Source organism: Bradyrhizobium sp. OK095, from assembly GCF_900109945.1.
Classification (GTDB): domain Bacteria; phylum Pseudomonadota; class Alphaproteobacteria; order Rhizobiales; family Xanthobacteraceae; genus Bradyrhizobium.
In genome coordinates this window covers 62,734-78,623 of sequence record NZ_FOBX01000023.1, presented here as the reverse complement: position 1 = coordinate 78,623, position 15,890 = coordinate 62,734, and the positions used below count along the sequence as shown (strand labels likewise).

Sequence of the window (15,890 nt, the reverse complement as noted above, 5' to 3'; positions counted from 1 at the left end):
TGCCAGCCAGCTCCGCTGGCTCAGTTCGATTGCAACGAAAATTGTGCCACTATGTCCGGCGGTGGGCGTGCTCTCGGTCGATGCTTGCATCAGACTCTCCGGTGGTTCGAGTGTGGAAACCCAAACCTAACGGATAGGGCTCGCTCACCGCCCCATGGAATCTACGGGAGCTGCATCTCCGTCATTGCGAGCGAAGCGAAGCAATCCAGACTGCCTCCGCGGACACATTTCTGGATTGCTTCGTCGCAAGAGCTCCTCGCAATGACGGCGGAGAGACTGAATGACGGCAGAGCGCCCTACTTCCCCCAGCGCAGCGCCAACGCATCGCGCTCCTTCGCCAATTCCAGCAAACCCGCCTTTGTCGCGGGATGCAGCGGCTGCAACGGGTGCCGCACCGCGTCCGACTTGATCACGCCACCTGCCTGCATCATCGCCTTGCACGCGATCAGGCCGCATTGGCGGTTCTCGTAATTGATCAGCGGCAGCCAGCGCTCGTAAGCGGCTTTCGCCTTCTCCCGATCGCCGGCGAAATAGGGATCGATGATCTGGCGGATGCCGTCGGGATAGCCGCCGCCGGTCATGGCGCCGGTGGCGCCGGCATCGAGATCGGCGAGCAGCGTGATCGCCTCCTCGCCGTCCCAGGGACCTTCGATGTCCTTGCCGCCCGCCTCGATCAGGCTGCGGAGCTTTGAAGCCGCGCCCGGCACCTCGATCTTGAAATAGCGGATGTTGGCGAACTCGCGCGCCAGCCGCGCCAGCAGCTCGACCGACAGCGGCGTGCCGGCCACCGGCGCATCCTGGATCATGATGGGAATGTTGATCGCGCCGGATAGCACCCTAAAGAACTCGACGACGCCCTTCTCGGGCACGCGAAAGGTCGCGCCGTGATAGGGCGGCATCACCATCACCATGGCGGCGCCCGCCGCTTCCGCCTGCTGGCTGCGCGCCGCGCACACGGCGGAGCTGAAATGCGTGGTCGTGACGATGACGGGAACCCGGCCCGCCACATGCTCCAGCACCGCATGCATCACGGTGTCGCGCTCGGCGTCGGTGAGCACGAACTGTTCGGAGAAGTTGGCGAGGATGCAGAGGCCGTGCGAGCCGGCGTCGATCATGAAATCGATGCAGCGGCGCTGGCCCTCGAGATCGAGCTCGCCGCGCGCGTCGAAGATGGTGGGCGCGACCGGGAACACGCCGCGATAGGGGCGCTGGGCCTTGTGTGGGGTGACCGGCATCGAACTCTCCATCCCTGATATTCTTGCACATCTACGCCGCACTCGTGCGGCGCGACAGATGTACTCGGCGCGAGCATCGGCGGCAATGCCGATCCGCGCGCCGTCGGAACAGGAATGTGAGAGTTACGCGGTCTTCACGGCTCCCAAAAAGCCTTCGACCGCGACGCGAAGACGATCGGCGTCGGCCGACATCTTCTTCACGGAGTCGGACAGCACCGTGCCGGCGTTGCCGGTCTCCTCGTTGAGTTTTGCGACGCTACCGATGGTGTCGGTGACCTCGCGGGTGCCTTGAGCTGCCTGCTGGAAATTGCGTGAGATCTCGGTGGTAGCCGCGCGCTGCTGTTCGACGGCGGCGGCAATCGCCGTCATCTTCTCGTCAATGCCGCTGATGGCGCCGCCGATGGAGCGGATAGCGGTCACGGCCTGACCCGTCGCGCCCTGGATCTCCGCGACCTGACGCGAGATTTCTTCCGTCGCCGTTGCGGTCTGTGCGGCCAGGCTCTTGACCTCGCCGGCGACCACGGCAAAGCCGCGGCCGGCCTCACCCGCGCGCGCGGCTTCGATGGTGGCGTTCAGCGCCAGCAAATTGGTCTGGCCGGCAATGGCGTTGATCATCTTCACGACTTCGCCGATGCGGCTTGCGGTCTGGTCGAGGATCTCGACGGTTGCGTTGGTTCGCTCGGCCTGCGACACGGCCTCGCGGGCCTCGCGCGCACTTGACTGCACCTGCGCGGAGATCTCACCGACGGATGCGGAGAGCTCTTCGGTCGCAGCCGCAATGGTCTCGAGATTGTTGGTGGCCTGCTCGGCCGAAGCAGAGACCGCCGCGGTCTGGCTGCTCGATTCCGAGACCAGCGTGCGCACATCGGTCGCGGTGGCATCGAGCTCCCTGGCCGACGCAGCGACGCTGTGGATCACCGCCTGCACGGTATCGTCGAAAGTGCGGCAAGCCTCGTCCACGGTGCCGGAGCGGGCAAGCTGCAAGGCCTGCTGCGATTCACGCTCCTGGCCAAGACGCTCGGCGGTCGCAGCACTTTCGCGCAGGCTTTCGAGCGCCGCGGCCATGGTGCCGAACTCGTCGGGATAGCGGGATTGCGGAACCGGCGTCGCATAGTCACGGGCGCCGATGCGGGCGATGGCGTCGAGGATGGCGCGAACCGGGCGCATCAGGCGATTGCGCACCACGTAGACGCCGGCCATGGTCACCGCGAGCGCGATCAGGAATGCGAGCGACTGCACGATGAGTTTGGTGAGCGCCGTCGCCTGAACTGACTCGGCGCGCGCGATCGACTGGTCCAGCGCCTTGGTCGCGACCCCGACGATGGACGCGAACGGCGACTGGCAGAGCGTGTTCCACTCCGAGGCGGCCATAGCGGGCTTGCCGCTGCCGTCGAAATTCCTGGTGAGTTCGCCGATCTGCTTGAGGACGCCGTCGGTCTTGGCCTGCGCGTCCTTCGCCGCGGTGACCAGTTCCGCCGACACGTCGGGTGCGGCGAGCAATTCGGCCATACCGGCCCAGCCGGAGGCGATGGTGCCGTCCCATTGCGCCAGCGAGCGCTTCTGGGTGTCGTCGAGCGGCTTGCTGCTGTTGACGTTCGAACGCAGCACCGAGCAATGGATGCCGTAGCGGTCGCGCACCTGCCAGGCGAAGCGGCGGACCTGGATCATGCGCGCGATGTAGGGATCGTTCATCCAGGCACGGTTCGACACCGCGGTGGAGGCGAGGTTCGCGGTGTCGATCACCTTGGTGACGGCGTCGTACCAGGAGTTGGTCCGCTCGATCTTGCGCTCGGCGCGCGGACGCTTGGCCTCGTCGTAGAACAGCTGGAATTGCGGCGCGGCATCGCTCCAGCGCTGCTTCAGCGTGCTCGCGAGCTCGTCACGGCGGGCAAACTCGACAGTGGAGAGCGCAGCACCGACGGCGTCATAGCCGCCCTGCTCGGCTTTCTCCGCTGCCTCCAGTTTGGCGCGCGGATCGTCATCGCCGAGGATCGCGCTCTGGGCATCGCCGCGATTGTTGCGCAGGGAGAGCACGCCCTGGAAGATCGCCTTGTCGGCGGCGGCAAGCCGCGCAGTCTCGAGACTGTCACTGTAGCGGCCGAAGGCGCCGAACATCTGGATTGCCGTAGAGGCCAGCGCACCGACGGCCAGCAGGGCCATCAAGGTCAGGAGCAGCGAGCTTACCGATTTCTTAAACATTGCCATCAGTCACAAGGAGCCTCGGGAGAGGCCACCTTGCAGCGCGATATGCCAATGTTCGGTTAAGGTTTTAATTGAATTGAGGCGATTCCGCCTGCACGCTTTCGGCCGCCCGTCGTCCCCTTACGCAACCTTGGTGAAATCCGGCGGACGACGCTCCGCAAACGCCGTAAACGCCTCGCGCGCCTCGGCGGTGCGCAGGCGCTGTGCGAACTGCTCGCCCTCCGCATTCATCTGCGCGACCAGCGCTTCGCCGTTGCGCATCAGCTTCTTGGTCGCCGTGAGCGCGCCGGCCGGCTGACGGGCGAGGCGCTGCGCCAGCGCGAGCGCCTCGGCGTCGAGCTTGTCGAGCGGGACGACACGGTTGGCGAGGCCCCATTCCAGCGCGGACTTCGCCGGCACGGTCTCGCCGAGCGCGAACATCTCGTAGGCGCGGGCATAGCCGATCCGGGCCGGCATCAGCAGGCTGGAAGCGGCCTCCGGCACCAGTGCGAGGCTGACGAACGGCGTGGACAATTGCGCGTTGTCGGCGAGCACGACGAGGTCGCAATGCAGCAGCATCGTGGTGCCGACGCCGACGGCACGGCCCTGCACGGCCGCAACCAGCGGCCGGGTGCAGCGCGCCAGCGACTGGATGAAGCGGATGACGTTACGGCTTCCTTCCGACCTGCCCGCCGCGACGGCCGCGAACTCGCCGACATCGTTGCCGGCGGTGAACATGTCGCCCTCGCCGCGGATCAGGATCACGCGGACGGAGGGGTCGAACTCGGCGGATTCGATGCTGTCGGCAAGCTTGCCGTACATCGCATCCGTCAGCGCGTTCTTCTTGTCGGGACGCGCCAGCGTGAGGGTGAGAACTCCGTCGTTGTTCTCGATCCGGACGTGCTCGGTCATTGCTTCTCCTCCTCTGAGTCTCTTGGAAACTTGTCCTGAATGCTCGTCAGCCAGCGCGCGACGATGTCGATCTCCGCAGCTGTAAATCCGTCCGTCAGCGCCGCGTTGATCGCAGCGGCCGAAATCTTCGCCTGCGCCAGCGCGCTGCGCCCCTTCGGCGTCAGCCACACCCGCCAGGCGCGTCCGTCCTCGCGATCGGCACGTCGCTCGATCAGCCCGGCCGCAGCACTGCGGTCGACCAGGCCGGAAATGCCGGCCGGCCCCATGTCCAGCGCCGCGCCCGCCTCGCCCATCAGGACGCCGTCCTGCCTGCCGAGGATGAACAGCAGCCCCGCCTGCGCCGGCGTCACCTCGCTCTCGGGCTGCGACGCCATCCAGCGCTGCAAACGCCGTTGTGCAACGCTCAAGAGGTAGATCAGCCGGTGATGGCTCGCTGCGGCTGCTTTATTTCGCATGCGAAATATATAATCGAGACGAACCGGATTGTCAAAAGGGAGCCGCTAGGCCGATTTGACGCGGCAGCCGTCCAAAAACAGGGCCGCGCAGGTCTGCACGCGACGCTCGATCTGCTTGCGTGACGGCAGCGGCATGCCGCCATAAATCGCGGCACGTTGTGGTGCGGACGCGACCATGCCGACCAGCATGCCGGCAACTTCCTCGACATCGTCGATGACGATCCGCTTGCGCTTGACCTGAAGGCTCAGCCAGCCGGCAAGTGCCCTAGCGGTGCGGGAAATGCCGTTCGTGTAGAAGTTTGCAGCGAGCTCGGGAAATGTGGCGGATTGCTGCAGCACCATGCGCTGCAACGCCACGACTTCCGGATCGAGCGCGAGATCGGCGCAAGCCATCAGCGCGGCGCGCAAGCCGGTTTCGACGTCGACATTGTCGCTTCCTTGCAGATCGACGGCGGACAGCAATCGCTCGAGCCTGTCGGCGCACATCGCCTCGAACAGCGCGGCCTTGCCGGGAAACAGACGATAGAGCGTCTTGGTCGAGATGCCGGCGCGGCGCGCGAGCTCTTCGGTGCTGGTCGCCGCATAACCTTCGACGGCGAACGTGTGCCGCGCGGCTTCGAGAACGATCCGCGTCGTCTCCTCGTCGCTGCGCACCGGCGGCCGCCCGCGCGGACGGCATTCACTTTCCGATTTTGCGCTTTCTGATTTTGCCTGAGCCATGCTTTTAAATGACGCCTGTCATTCCATTGACAATTCCCAAGTTAGTCTCATTTTGGAAATTATCAAGTTTCCTAATTCAGGGGAGCCGGCCATGACCGTCCACACCACCCCAGCTGCTGCCGCCCAAACCGCCATTCCCGCGACCGTGCTGGAGGGCGTTCTGCCCGCCGCGCCGACCCGCGTCGTCCGACAAAAACTCAATGTTCGCAAGCTGTTGCTGATGGGAATGGCAGCCATCGCGCTGGCCGGCGCAAGCTGGTACGGCTACGACTACTGGACCGTCGGGCAGTACCTCGTCTCCACCGATGACGCCTATGTGAAGGCCGACAACACCACCATCGCGCCGAAGGTCAGCGGCTATCTCAACCGGGTGCTGGTCGCCGATAACGAGCATGTGAAGGCCGGTCAAATGCTGGCCCGGATCGACGACCGCGACTTCAAGGTCGCGCTCGACCAGGCCAAAGCAGATGTCGCCGCCACAAATGCCACGGTGACCAGCAAGGAAGCGCAGCTCGACGTTCAGGAAGCCGTGATCGCCGCGGCACGCGCGACCATCGATGTCGACAATGCCGCGAAACTTTTCGCCAGGCAGGAGAACAAGCGCTACACGGACCTTGCCGCGACCGGCTATGGCAGCGTGCAGAACGCCCAGCAGGCGCAAGCGCGCGACGCCGGCGCGGACGCGGCGATCGCTCGCGACAACGCCAACCTCATCTCCGCACAGAAGCAGGTCGATCTCCTCAAGGCCGAGATCGTGCAAGCCAAGGCTTCCGCTGCGCGCGCAGCCGCAATCCAGCAGCAGGCGGAGCTCAATCTCGGCTACACCACGATCGTCTCCCCGATCGACGGCGTCGTCGGCAACCGTTCCTTGCGCATCGGCCAATTCGTGCAGGCGGGCACGCAGCTGATGGCGATCGTGCCGACTGAGGGCGCCTATGTCGTCGCTAATTTCAAGGAGACGCAGCTCACGCGTGTGCAGGCCGGACAGGCCGTCGACATCGAGGTCGACATGTTCCCCGGCCAGATCGTGCACGGCCATGTCGATTCCATCGCCCCCGCGAGCGGCCAGGAATTCGCGCTGCTGCCGCCGGACAACGCGACCGGCAATTTCACCAAGGTGGTGCAGCGCATCCCGGTCAAGATCGCGCTCGACGGCGCGCATGGCTCCGTGATCGCGCTCCGTCCCGGCATGTCGGTGATCCCGACCATCGCAACACGCTCGATTGCGCCGGCCGCGAATGCGGCCGTCACGCCCAAAGCAAAGCTCGTCTCCGGAGGGTCGTGCCATGTCAAACAGCCTCTCACTTTCGACGCAAGCCACATCGGCCGCGACGTCTGATCGCCCGGCCGCCGATCCCAACCGCGCGAGCGCTACGGTCTGGATCGCCGTGCTTGCCGCCATGATCGGCTCGTTCATGGCGATCCTGAATATCCAGATCACCAACGCCTCGCTGGCCAACATCGAGGGCGGCATCGGCACCGGCGCCGATAACGGCTCCTGGATCTCGACGTCGTATCTGATCGGCGAGATCATCGTGATTCCGCTGACCGATTATCTGAGCCGGGTGTTCTCGTTCCGCCGCTACATGCTGGCCAGCGCGACGCTGTTCGCCGCGTTCTCGGTCGCCTGCTCCTTCACACATGATTTGCCATCGATGATCGCCATGCGCGGCCTGCAAGGCTTTGCCGGCGGCGTGCTGATCCCGATGGCGTTCACGCTGGTGCTGACCAAGCTGCCGAAGCCGCAGCAGCCGATCGGCCTCGCGATCTTCGCGCTGTCCGTGACGTTCGCACCGGCGATCGGCCCGACCATCGGCGGCTATCTCACCGAGACCTATGGCTGGCGCACGATCTTCTTCGTCAACGTGATTCCGACCGCCGTGATGGTGGCCGCGCTCTATCTGACACTGGAGAAACAGAAGATGCAGCTTGGCCTCCTGAAGGAGGGCGACTGGGCCGGCATCTTCACCATGGCGATCGGACTGTCGGCGCTACAGGCCGTGCTCGAGGAAGGCAATAAGGACGACTGGTTCTCCTCGCCCTTCATCATCAAGCTGGCGATCATCGCGGCGGTTAGCCTGACGCTGTTCGTCACGATCGAGCTCACGATCGAGAAGCCGCTGATCCGGCTGCGCCTCCTCACGCAGCGCAATTTCGGCTTCGGCACCATCGCGATGACGATGGTTGGCTTTGCGCTGTTCGGCTCGGTCTACATCCTGCCGGCCTATCTCGGCCAGGCGCAGGGCTACAATGCCGAGCAGATCGGCAACGTGCTGGCCTGGACCGGCCTGCCGCAGCTGGTGCTGATCCCGCTGATCCCGATCCTGATGAAGCGCTTCGACACGCGCTATATCGCGATCACCGGCCTGCTGATCTTCGCCTATAGCTGCTTCATGAACACGGCGATGTCGCCGGACTATGCCGGCGACCAGCTCTGGATCCCCAACATCGTTCGCGCCGTGGGCCAGGCCATGGTGCTGACGCCGCTGACCTCGGTGCTCACAGGCGGCATCGCGCCGCAGGACGCGGCCGCGGCCTCCGGCATCAGCAACATGTTCCGCAATCTCGGCGGCGCGATCGGCACCGCGACACTCGCCACCATCATCACCAAGCGCGAGCAATTCCACTCCAACATCATCGGCCAGTCGGTCACGCTCGGCCGGGAGGAAGTTCGCGCCCGCATCGCGCAGATGACGGATTACTTCATGGCCCACGGCGTGCCCGACCCCAACGCCGCACGCGAGCAGGCCATCATCGCACTCGGCAAGACGGTGAAACGCCAGGCGCTGGTGATGGGTTACTCCGATACTTTTGCAGTGATCGGCGCGGTGCTGGTGCTTGCCGCAATCGCCGTGCTGCTGACGCGACGGGTGAGGGCGGCGGGCGGGCCGGCGCATTAGCGGGTTCGCGCATCCATTGAAATTTATCGCGGCCGTCATGCTTGACGGCCGCTTTCTTTTGTGTTCCTTATTTGTTCTATTCAATCATAGATTGTCTCGGAGATCTTTCGTGATGGATAGTATGCGTGGAGAGAACCAGCCGACCCAACTCATCATTCATAATGACGACGATACGCCGGACCAGTTCGTGGTCGATCTGCTCCGTCAGGTCTTCGGCAAGTCGGAGCGTGAGGCGGCAGCGCTAATCACCCAGATCGAGCAGAAGGAAAAGGCGGTTTGCGGGCCTTATCCGCAAGCTGTCGCCGATGCCTTGTTGAAATCTGCACAACAACGCATTTCCATGGAAGGCCACGACCTGCAGATCACGATCGAGGCAATCAAGACCGTTTGCGAGCTTTGCGAAAAGTCCGAGGGACAGGTAAGCGTGCGGATCGGGAGCCGCACCATCTGGCTGTGCAGCGATTGCAATCGGGCCGCCGAAAGCAAGGCCGACGAACGGGAAGAAGAGTTCGACTATGCCTGCGACGTTCTTGACTGGCACTTTGCCGGCACCGCGCGCAGCAAGCTCGTGACCACGATCCGCCAATTTCCCGGCCACATGCGGGTCGATGTCCAGGCCGCGATCGACCGGCTCTTCGACAAGGCCATCAGATTATTCGGGTTGAACGAGGAGCAGCGCTACGAAACGCTCTCGATTTCGCGGCTTCTCAAGGACGGCCGCTATGCGGTCGCGATTGCCCCGCTGCAATATTCCGACGTCGACGTCGGAGAGAAGAGCCCGGTCAAGTGTCTGGATAACGGGCTATGGCTTTGCGAGCAGGATGGTCTGCGCTATGCGGTTTTGCTCTGTGCTCACCGCGAATATAGCCGCGAGCCCGGAATTCGGATCGAGATCCTGGTGCCGACAGGTTCCGCAGGCGCGGCTCTCGTCCAGCAATGCTTCGGCGAACTGGAAGTGGCCGTGCAAACCGCGCGGACCTATCGCGGCAAGATCCTGTCGCTCGATGCCGACGCCGACTATCGCGGGCGCTCGCGCGGCATCACCGTGCATCGATTGCCGCCGGTCGCTCGTAACGAGGTGATCCTGCCGGAGCAGACTTTGCGCCTGCTCGATCGCAACGTGCTGAATTTCGTGGGTATCCGCGATCAATTGCGCCGGCTTGGCCAGTCGACACGCAAGGGCATTTTGCTGTACGGACCGCCGGGCACCGGCAAGACCCACACGATCCGCTATCTCGCAACACATTTGCCCGGGCATACGACGCTAATCATCACCGCCGAGCAGATCGGCCTCCTCGGCGCCTATATGAGCCTGGCACGGCTGCTCCAGCCGTCGATGGTGGTGATCGAGGACGTCGATCTCATCGCCCGCGACCGCGATGACATGGGACCGTGCGAGGAGTCCATGCTGAACAAATTGCTCAATGAGATGGACGGGCTGAAGGAGGACGCGGACATCCTGTTCGTGCTGACCACCAACCGGCCGGAGGACCTCGAAGGCGCCCTCGCCGGTCGCCCGGGTCGCATCGATCAGGCGATCGAAGTGCCGCTCCCCGACGAGACCGGCCGCGGCAAGCTGGTCCAGCTCTACGGCAAGGGATTGCCGCTCGACGACGCGGTCGTCGCAGAGGCTGCCCGGCGCAGCGAGGGCACCAGTTGCGCCTTCATCAAGGAGTTGATGCGGCGGCTGGCGCAGGGAAGCATCGCGCGGGACGGCGGCAACTCCGTGATCTCCGCCGATATCGACGAGGCGCTTGACGACATGCTGTTCTCCGGCGGCCGGCTCAACGCGCAGCTGCTCGGCGGCGCGCAGGCGATGGCGACCGGCTGACGCTTCGTCCGACGTAGCGCGCCTGCTACGGCGCGCAAGCAAAGCTCGACGCCTCCGTCACCGGACCCGCCTTGTAGTGCGGCCACGCCGGCCAGCGGCACAGCGGCATCGCGCGGCTAACTGCAAACGACGGCGCCTCGACCTTCTGCTCGGTGACTTCGAGATCGCCGGGCGCCTTGCCTGTCTCGACCCAGTCCACCAGGGCGCTCAGCATATCGACATTGGCCGGTGCGCCGGAGCCGACGTGGTCGACGCCGGGCGCGGTGTAGAGCCGCGCGAACTCCGCGGTCTCGGCCTTGCCGAGCTTGCGCTCGACGCTTTCGAAATAGCGGATGCCGGCATAGGGGCTCTGCGCGTAGTCGGCCATGTGCTCGAGCATGATCAGCCGGCCGCCGCGTCCGCGAAAGCGGCCGAGATCGGGATCGGTCGAATCCATCAGGCTGGAGACTTCGAGCAGCCGCGCCTTGTGCTCCTCCACCTTGTAGGTGGTGACGTCGAGCTTGGGGTCGCGCGCGAACACATATTGAATGCCGCCGGCGCCGTAGATCCAGGCGATGCCGTTGTTGGGCGCGGGCGGCTGCGCCGGCGGCGCAGTGCCGAGCCACCACGCGGACCAGCCGCCGGTCGGGCCGGCCGCCGCCGTGTCCTCGCCCGACACGCCCCAGCCCGGATAGTCGTCGAGACCATTGGCGAGCGCGAACGGGAATTTGTAGGTCGCGTGCAGCGTATTCACGGCCTTGATCTGCGGCTCGGTGAGGCATTGATCGCCGGACTTGCCGGCCTCGCAGCGCAGCGTCTCGACTTTGAACGCCGCCTTGCAGGCAACGGGATTCTGCACCAGCGCATCCTCCGAGCCGTCGGCCTTGTCGCAAGCCGCCCGCACCGCATCGCCGACGAGCCTGACCTGCGCGGGATTGATCCAGCCCTCGCCCATGGTCGCAAGACCCGAACGCGTGCCCGCATGCTGCAAGCCGACCCAGTTGATGACGGGCACGCGGGCGAAGATGCCGTCGAAATCGTCGGGGTAGCGCTGGGCCATGGTCAGGCCTTCGCGACCGCCCTCGGACGAACCCATGAAGTACATTTTTTCGGGCTTCTTGCCATAGGCGCGCTCCATCAGCGCAACCGCGGCATCGCGCACCTTCTTGTAGGCGCGATGAGCAAAGTTCTCGAACGCTTCGTCGTTCAGCGCGAACAGCTGCGGCAGCTCGCCCGGCTTGGTCTCGTGGCCGGAATCGGTGCCGTAGGTGACGAAGCCGCGCGCGAGCGGCGACGGCTTGTCGAAGGGATAGGCGGGCGGCAACCCCAGCCCGGTGATCAGCACGCCGTTAAAACCGCCACCGCCATATTGCAGCGAGCGGCCGTTCCATTCGGCGGGCAGGTTGACCTGGAATTTGATCGGCGGCGCCTTGGGATCGACGGGGTCGATATGGCCGAGCACCTTGCAGAAGCCGGGATTGGCCGCCGTGACACGGCCTGATGGCGTCGGCCCGCGCTCGGCGACGGCGAGTTGCGACGGCGCCAGCAACGTCGCGGAATCGATCTTCAAGGCATCCGCGCCACCGACGAGACCCTTGCAGACCGTGTCCGCATCCTCGGCAAGCGTCACGGCGAAGGCGTTACTCGCTCCCATCGCAACTGCTGAGCCCACCAACAACGCACATAGCTTCGCTCTGGTTCGCGTCATGGTTTCCACCCGGCTTTGTTTTGCTGCGTTCGAAGGTTGGCCGCATTCAATGCAACCTTCGCCTCCCCGTCAATCGCTCATGCGAGCTTTCCGTCAGAACGATCCCAGCGCGCTGCCGAGGACGATGACAACGACCAGCGCCAAGAGCGAGGTCACGATGCCCACCATGACGATGTCGAAATAGCTGTCGCGATGGGTCAGGCCACAGATCGCTAACAGACTCACGACCGCACCATTGTGCGGCAGGATGTCCAGCGTACCCGAGCCGATCACCGCCACGCGGTGCATCAGCGCGAGATCGATGCCGGTACGCGAGGCAAGCTCGACATAGGTCGGGCCAAGCGCGTCGAGCGCGATGGTCAGGCCGCCGGACGCAGAGCCGGTCAGCGCCGCCAGGATGTTGGTTGCGACCGCGAGCGACACCAGCGGGCCGCCTTCGATCGCGAGCACCCAGTCGCGCACACCCGTGAACGCCGGCAGCGCGGCGACGACCGCACCGAAGCCGACGAGACTGGCAACGCTCAACGCCGGCAGCACCGAGGCATTGGCGCCGGCATCCATGGTCTGCCGCAGCGCCGGCAGCCGGGGCCAGTTCAGCACGATGGTCGTGAGGATCGCGGCAGCCAACGCGACCGCGACCGACCAGACCCCAGCGACCGCTGCCAGCGACGTGCTGCCGAAGCGCGGCTCGGCGAGATAGCCGACGTCGAGCCGCGGCAGAACCACGAGCGACATCGCAAGATTGACGGCGACGACGACGATCAGCGGCACAAGTGCGCTCACGATGGGCGACGGTGCATGACTGCGCTGTCCGTGCTGCAACTCGGCCGGGTCGAACTCCCGCGCCGTCGTCGCGCGCTCGCGCACCAGTTCGTCGGCGGCGGCCCGCTCCGTCGCACCCTCCGCGTCTCCATCACCATAGCCCTCCCCGGCGCGACGGGCTTTGGCTTCAGCCCGACCCAGCCACCACAATCCTGTCACGAGCATGATCAGGGAGGCGATGATGCCCAGCCCCGGCGCGGCAAACGGCGTCGTGCCGAAGAACGGCATCGGGATCGCGTTCTGGATCGATGGCGTGCCCGGCAGGGCGGACATGGTGAAGGTGGACGTGCCCAGCACGATCGCGGCCGGGATCAGACGGCGCGGAATTGACACCGCACGAAACAGCGAGCGAGCCATCGGCACGATGACGAAGAACGCGACGAACAGGCTGACGCCGCCATAGGTGACCATCGCGCCGGCCAGCACGACCGCGAGAATCACGCGGCGCTCGCCGAGGCGTTGCGCCATGAAGCCCGCCACCGAGGTCACCGCGCCGCTGTCGTCCATCAGCTTGCCGAAGACGGCGCCCAGCAGGAAGATCGGGAAAAACTGCGCCAGGAAACCGGCCGCATTCGCCATGAAGATTTGCGTCAGATTGGCCAGCAATGGCTCGCCGCCGAACAGCGCCGCAACGAGTGCGGCGAACGGCGCAAGCAGCAGCACGCTCCAGCCGCGGAAGGCAAACAGAACGAGCAGGCCGAGCCCGACAAAGATGCCGAGAAGACCCACGCCTCAACACTCCGCCAGGAGGACGTCGAGATCGGCGGTCGAACGCTGGCCGATATCCGCACCATGCTCGCTAAGAAAACTCTCGGCCGCCTGACGTCCCTCGGCGCGCAGCATCGAGACGAACTCCCATTCGGCGTTGAGCTTGGACGAGGCGCCGAACTTCGCCAGCATGTCGCTCTTGACCCGGTGGGTCCGCATCTTCGCCCAGCGCGCGCCCTCGCCGCTGCCGGGGTCAGCCGCCTGGCGCAGCAGCGCGATCATGCGCAGCTCCTTCATCAAAGGCGAGTTGAAGGAAATCTCGTTGAGCCGGTTGAGGATCTCCGCAGCGGTCCGCGGCTGTTCGAGCGTTTCAGTCGGATTGATCTGCACGAGGATGGTGTCGTGTGCGTCGCTCTCGCGGATCAGTGGCGTGATGGTCGGGTTGCCGGCGAAGCCGCCGTCCCAATAGGGTTCGCCGTCGATCTCGACCGCGCGAAACATGGTCGGCAGGCAGGCCGATGCCAGCAAGACGTCAGCCGTGATCTCCGTGTTGCGGAAGATCCGGCCGCGCCCGGTGCGCACGCGCGTCGCGGTGATGAAGAGTTTTATCGGCGAACGCGCGAGGCGTTCGAAATCGATGCTCTCGGCCAGCACCGCGCGCAACGGGTTGTAGCCGGTCGGATTGAGATCGTAGGGCGACAGCACCCGCGACATCAGGTCGGTGAGGATGTAGAAGGGCGACGTATCGAGCGTCCAGCGTCCCATCAGTCGATCAAGGGGCGAGCGTTGCAGCGGACTGAACGCCGCAGCCTTCGACACGCGGCGCCAGTATTGTTCGAGCGCATCGCGCGCGCCTTCGGCGCCGCCGGCGGTCCATCCATCTGCGAGCACCGCCGCATTCATCGCACCTGCGGAGGTTCCGGAGATCGCGGCAATGGTCAGCCACTTCTCTTCCAGCAGGCGATCAAGCACGCCCCAGGTGAAGGCGCCGTGCGAACCGCCGCCTTGAAGCGCGAGATCGATCAGTACGGCGTCCCGTTCCATGGGCGGCACTCACGCAACTGAAGTTCAAATTCGACATGATGTGGAACATGTCGAATTCGACCGCAGTGTGGGAGCAATGGCCGCACAATGCAACCGGAACGTGGGCCGGTCTAGTGCTCGAATACCAGCCGCGCGCCGACCGTACCGTCGAGGGCACTGATCTGCGCGAGCAGCGTCGCCGAATCCTGACCCGCAAGGTCGGCGTCGAGCACGACGTAGCCGAGATCGCCCGCGGTCTCCAGATATTGCGCGACGATGTTGATGTCGCGCTGGAGAAACACCTCGTTCAGCCGCCGCAGCATGCCCGGCACGTTGCGATGGACATGGCTGAAGCGCGCGCCGGCGGGACGTAAGTGCAATTGCACCTCCGGGAAATTCACCGCACCCATGGTCGATCCCGTGATGAAATAGTCGACCATCTTGCGCGCGACCTCGCCGCCGATACGCTCTTGCGCTTCCTCGGTCGAGCCGCCGATATGCGGGGTGAGGATGACGTTGCCGAGGCCCTGCATCGGGCTCTTGAAGCGATGCGCGTTCGAGGACGGCTCGACCGGAAACACGTCGATGGCGGCGCCGGCGAGATGGCCGTCGCGTAAAGCGCCCGCGAGCGCATCGAGATCGACCACCGTGCCGCGGCTGTTGTTGATCAGGAACGAGCCCGGCTTCATCGTCCGCAGCTCTTTTTCGCCGATCATGCCTGATGTCTCCGGCGTCTCGGGCACGTGCAGGCTGACGACGTCGCTCTGCGCCAGCAGCTCGTCGAGCTTCTCGACCGGCTCGGTGTTGCCGTGGCGGAGCTTGTCGGTGCGGTCGTAATAGATCACGCGCATGCCCATGGCTTCGGCGAGCGTCGAGAGCTGCGAGCCGATATTGCCATAGCCGATGATGCCGAGGGTGCGGCCGCGCACCTCGCGGCTGCCGGTCGCGGATTTGTCCCAGCCGCCGTCATGCGCCGACACCGAACGTGGAAAGATCTGGCGCAGCAGCATCACGATCTCGCCAATCACGAGCTCGGCGACACTGCGCGTGTTGGAGAACGGCGCATTGAATACGGGAATGCCGCGCTTGCGCGCCGCCACGAGATCGACCTGGTTGGTGCCGACGCTGAAGCAGCCGACCGCGAGCAGCCCGTCGGCGGCGGCCAGCACCTCATCGGTGATCTGGGTGCGCGAGCGGATGCCGAGCAGCGAGACGCCCTTGAGCGCCTTGCGCAAATCCTCGCCGTCCAGCGCCTTGGTCAGCCGCTCGACATTGGGGAAGCCCGCGCTCCGGAAGATATCGACGGCGCTATCATTGACGCCTTCGAGCAGCAGTGCCTTCGCGCTCCGCTCAGGGTTTTGGCCTGGGGCTGGCATGGAATCTCCATAGGTGACGGCTTTGCCGCAGCTCATAGAC

General features: G+C 65.0%; 12 protein-coding genes. 3 read left to right on the top strand and 9 right to left on the bottom strand.

What is annotated here, in order from left to right:
• Positions 1-296: 296 nt before the first annotated feature.
• From BMW89_RS36015 to BMW89_RS35995, 5 genes are all read right to left on the bottom strand, one after another.
• Positions 297-1,235, bottom strand: coding sequence for a dihydrodipicolinate synthase family protein (locus BMW89_RS36015; RefSeq protein WP_092035085.1), 939 nt, complete (start codon positions 1,233-1,235; stop codon positions 297-299).
• 123 nt (positions 1,236-1,358) lie between these two features.
• Positions 1,359-3,440 carry a methyl-accepting chemotaxis protein gene (locus BMW89_RS36010; RefSeq protein ID WP_092035079.1) on the bottom strand — a complete coding sequence of 694 codons (2,082 nt, stop codon included), beginning with the start codon at positions 3,438-3,440 and terminating at the stop codon, positions 1,359-1,361.
• A gap of 117 nt (positions 3,441-3,557) precedes the next feature.
• Positions 3,558-4,328, bottom strand: coding sequence for an enoyl-CoA hydratase (locus BMW89_RS36005; RefSeq protein WP_092035078.1), 771 nt, complete (start codon positions 4,326-4,328; stop codon positions 3,558-3,560).
• Positions 4,325-4,783, bottom strand: coding sequence for a MarR family winged helix-turn-helix transcriptional regulator (locus BMW89_RS36000; RefSeq protein ID WP_092035077.1), 459 nt, complete (start codon positions 4,781-4,783; stop codon positions 4,325-4,327). The genes BMW89_RS36005 and BMW89_RS36000 overlap by 4 nt, the downstream gene beginning before the upstream one ends.
• 45 nt (positions 4,784-4,828) lie before the next feature.
• A complete protein-coding gene (locus tag BMW89_RS35995; RefSeq protein WP_349516538.1) occupies positions 4,829-5,437 on the bottom strand; it encodes a TetR/AcrR family transcriptional regulator in 609 nt (202 codons plus the stop codon).
• Positions 5,438-5,594: 157 nt separating this feature from the next.
• Between BMW89_RS35995 and BMW89_RS35990 the strand changes: the two genes are divergently transcribed.
• The 3 genes from BMW89_RS35990 to BMW89_RS35980 all read left to right on the top strand — a co-directional run bounded on the left by BMW89_RS35990 (position 5,595) and on the right by BMW89_RS35980 (position 10,234).
• Positions 5,595-6,842 (top strand): HlyD family secretion protein, encoded by a 1,248-nt coding sequence (locus BMW89_RS35990; protein ID WP_177196563.1) that lies wholly within the window; start codon positions 5,595-5,597, stop codon positions 6,840-6,842.
• The gene (locus tag BMW89_RS35985; RefSeq protein WP_177196562.1) at positions 6,790-8,403 is read left to right on the top strand and encodes a DHA2 family efflux MFS transporter permease subunit; all 1,614 of its coding nucleotides are present in this window, start codon (positions 6,790-6,792) and stop codon (positions 8,401-8,403) included. Before BMW89_RS35990 ends, BMW89_RS35985 begins: the two co-directional genes overlap by 53 nt.
• 112 nt (positions 8,404-8,515) lie before the next feature.
• On the top strand, positions 8,516-10,234 hold the full coding sequence (locus tag BMW89_RS35980; RefSeq protein ID WP_092035073.1) for an ATP-dependent Clp protease adaptor ClpS: 1,719 nt from the start codon (positions 8,516-8,518) through the stop codon (positions 10,232-10,234).
• A 25-nt stretch (positions 10,235-10,259) separates the two neighbouring features.
• On the opposite strand, the gene BMW89_RS35975 is transcribed toward BMW89_RS35980, so the two are convergent.
• From BMW89_RS35975 to serA, 4 genes are all read right to left on the bottom strand, one after another.
• On the bottom strand, positions 10,260-11,921 hold the full coding sequence (locus tag BMW89_RS35975) for a tannase/feruloyl esterase family alpha/beta hydrolase (RefSeq protein ID WP_177196561.1): 1,662 nt from the start codon (positions 11,919-11,921) through the stop codon (positions 10,260-10,262).
• A 93-nt stretch (positions 11,922-12,014) separates the two neighbouring features.
• On the bottom strand, positions 12,015-13,472 hold the full coding sequence (locus BMW89_RS35970) for a GntP family permease (RefSeq protein WP_092035071.1): 1,458 nt from the start codon (positions 13,470-13,472) through the stop codon (positions 12,015-12,017).
• Between the two features lie 3 nt (positions 13,473-13,475).
• Positions 13,476-14,495: a patatin-like phospholipase family protein gene (locus BMW89_RS35965; protein ID WP_177196560.1), complete on the bottom strand. Its 1,020-nt coding sequence runs from the start codon at positions 14,493-14,495 to the stop codon at positions 13,476-13,478.
• Positions 14,496-14,605: 110 nt separating this feature from the next.
• Positions 14,606-15,850: a phosphoglycerate dehydrogenase gene (gene serA, locus BMW89_RS35960; RefSeq protein ID WP_092035084.1), complete on the bottom strand. Its 1,245-nt coding sequence runs from the start codon at positions 15,848-15,850 to the stop codon at positions 14,606-14,608.
• Positions 15,851-15,890 lie beyond the last annotated feature (40 nt).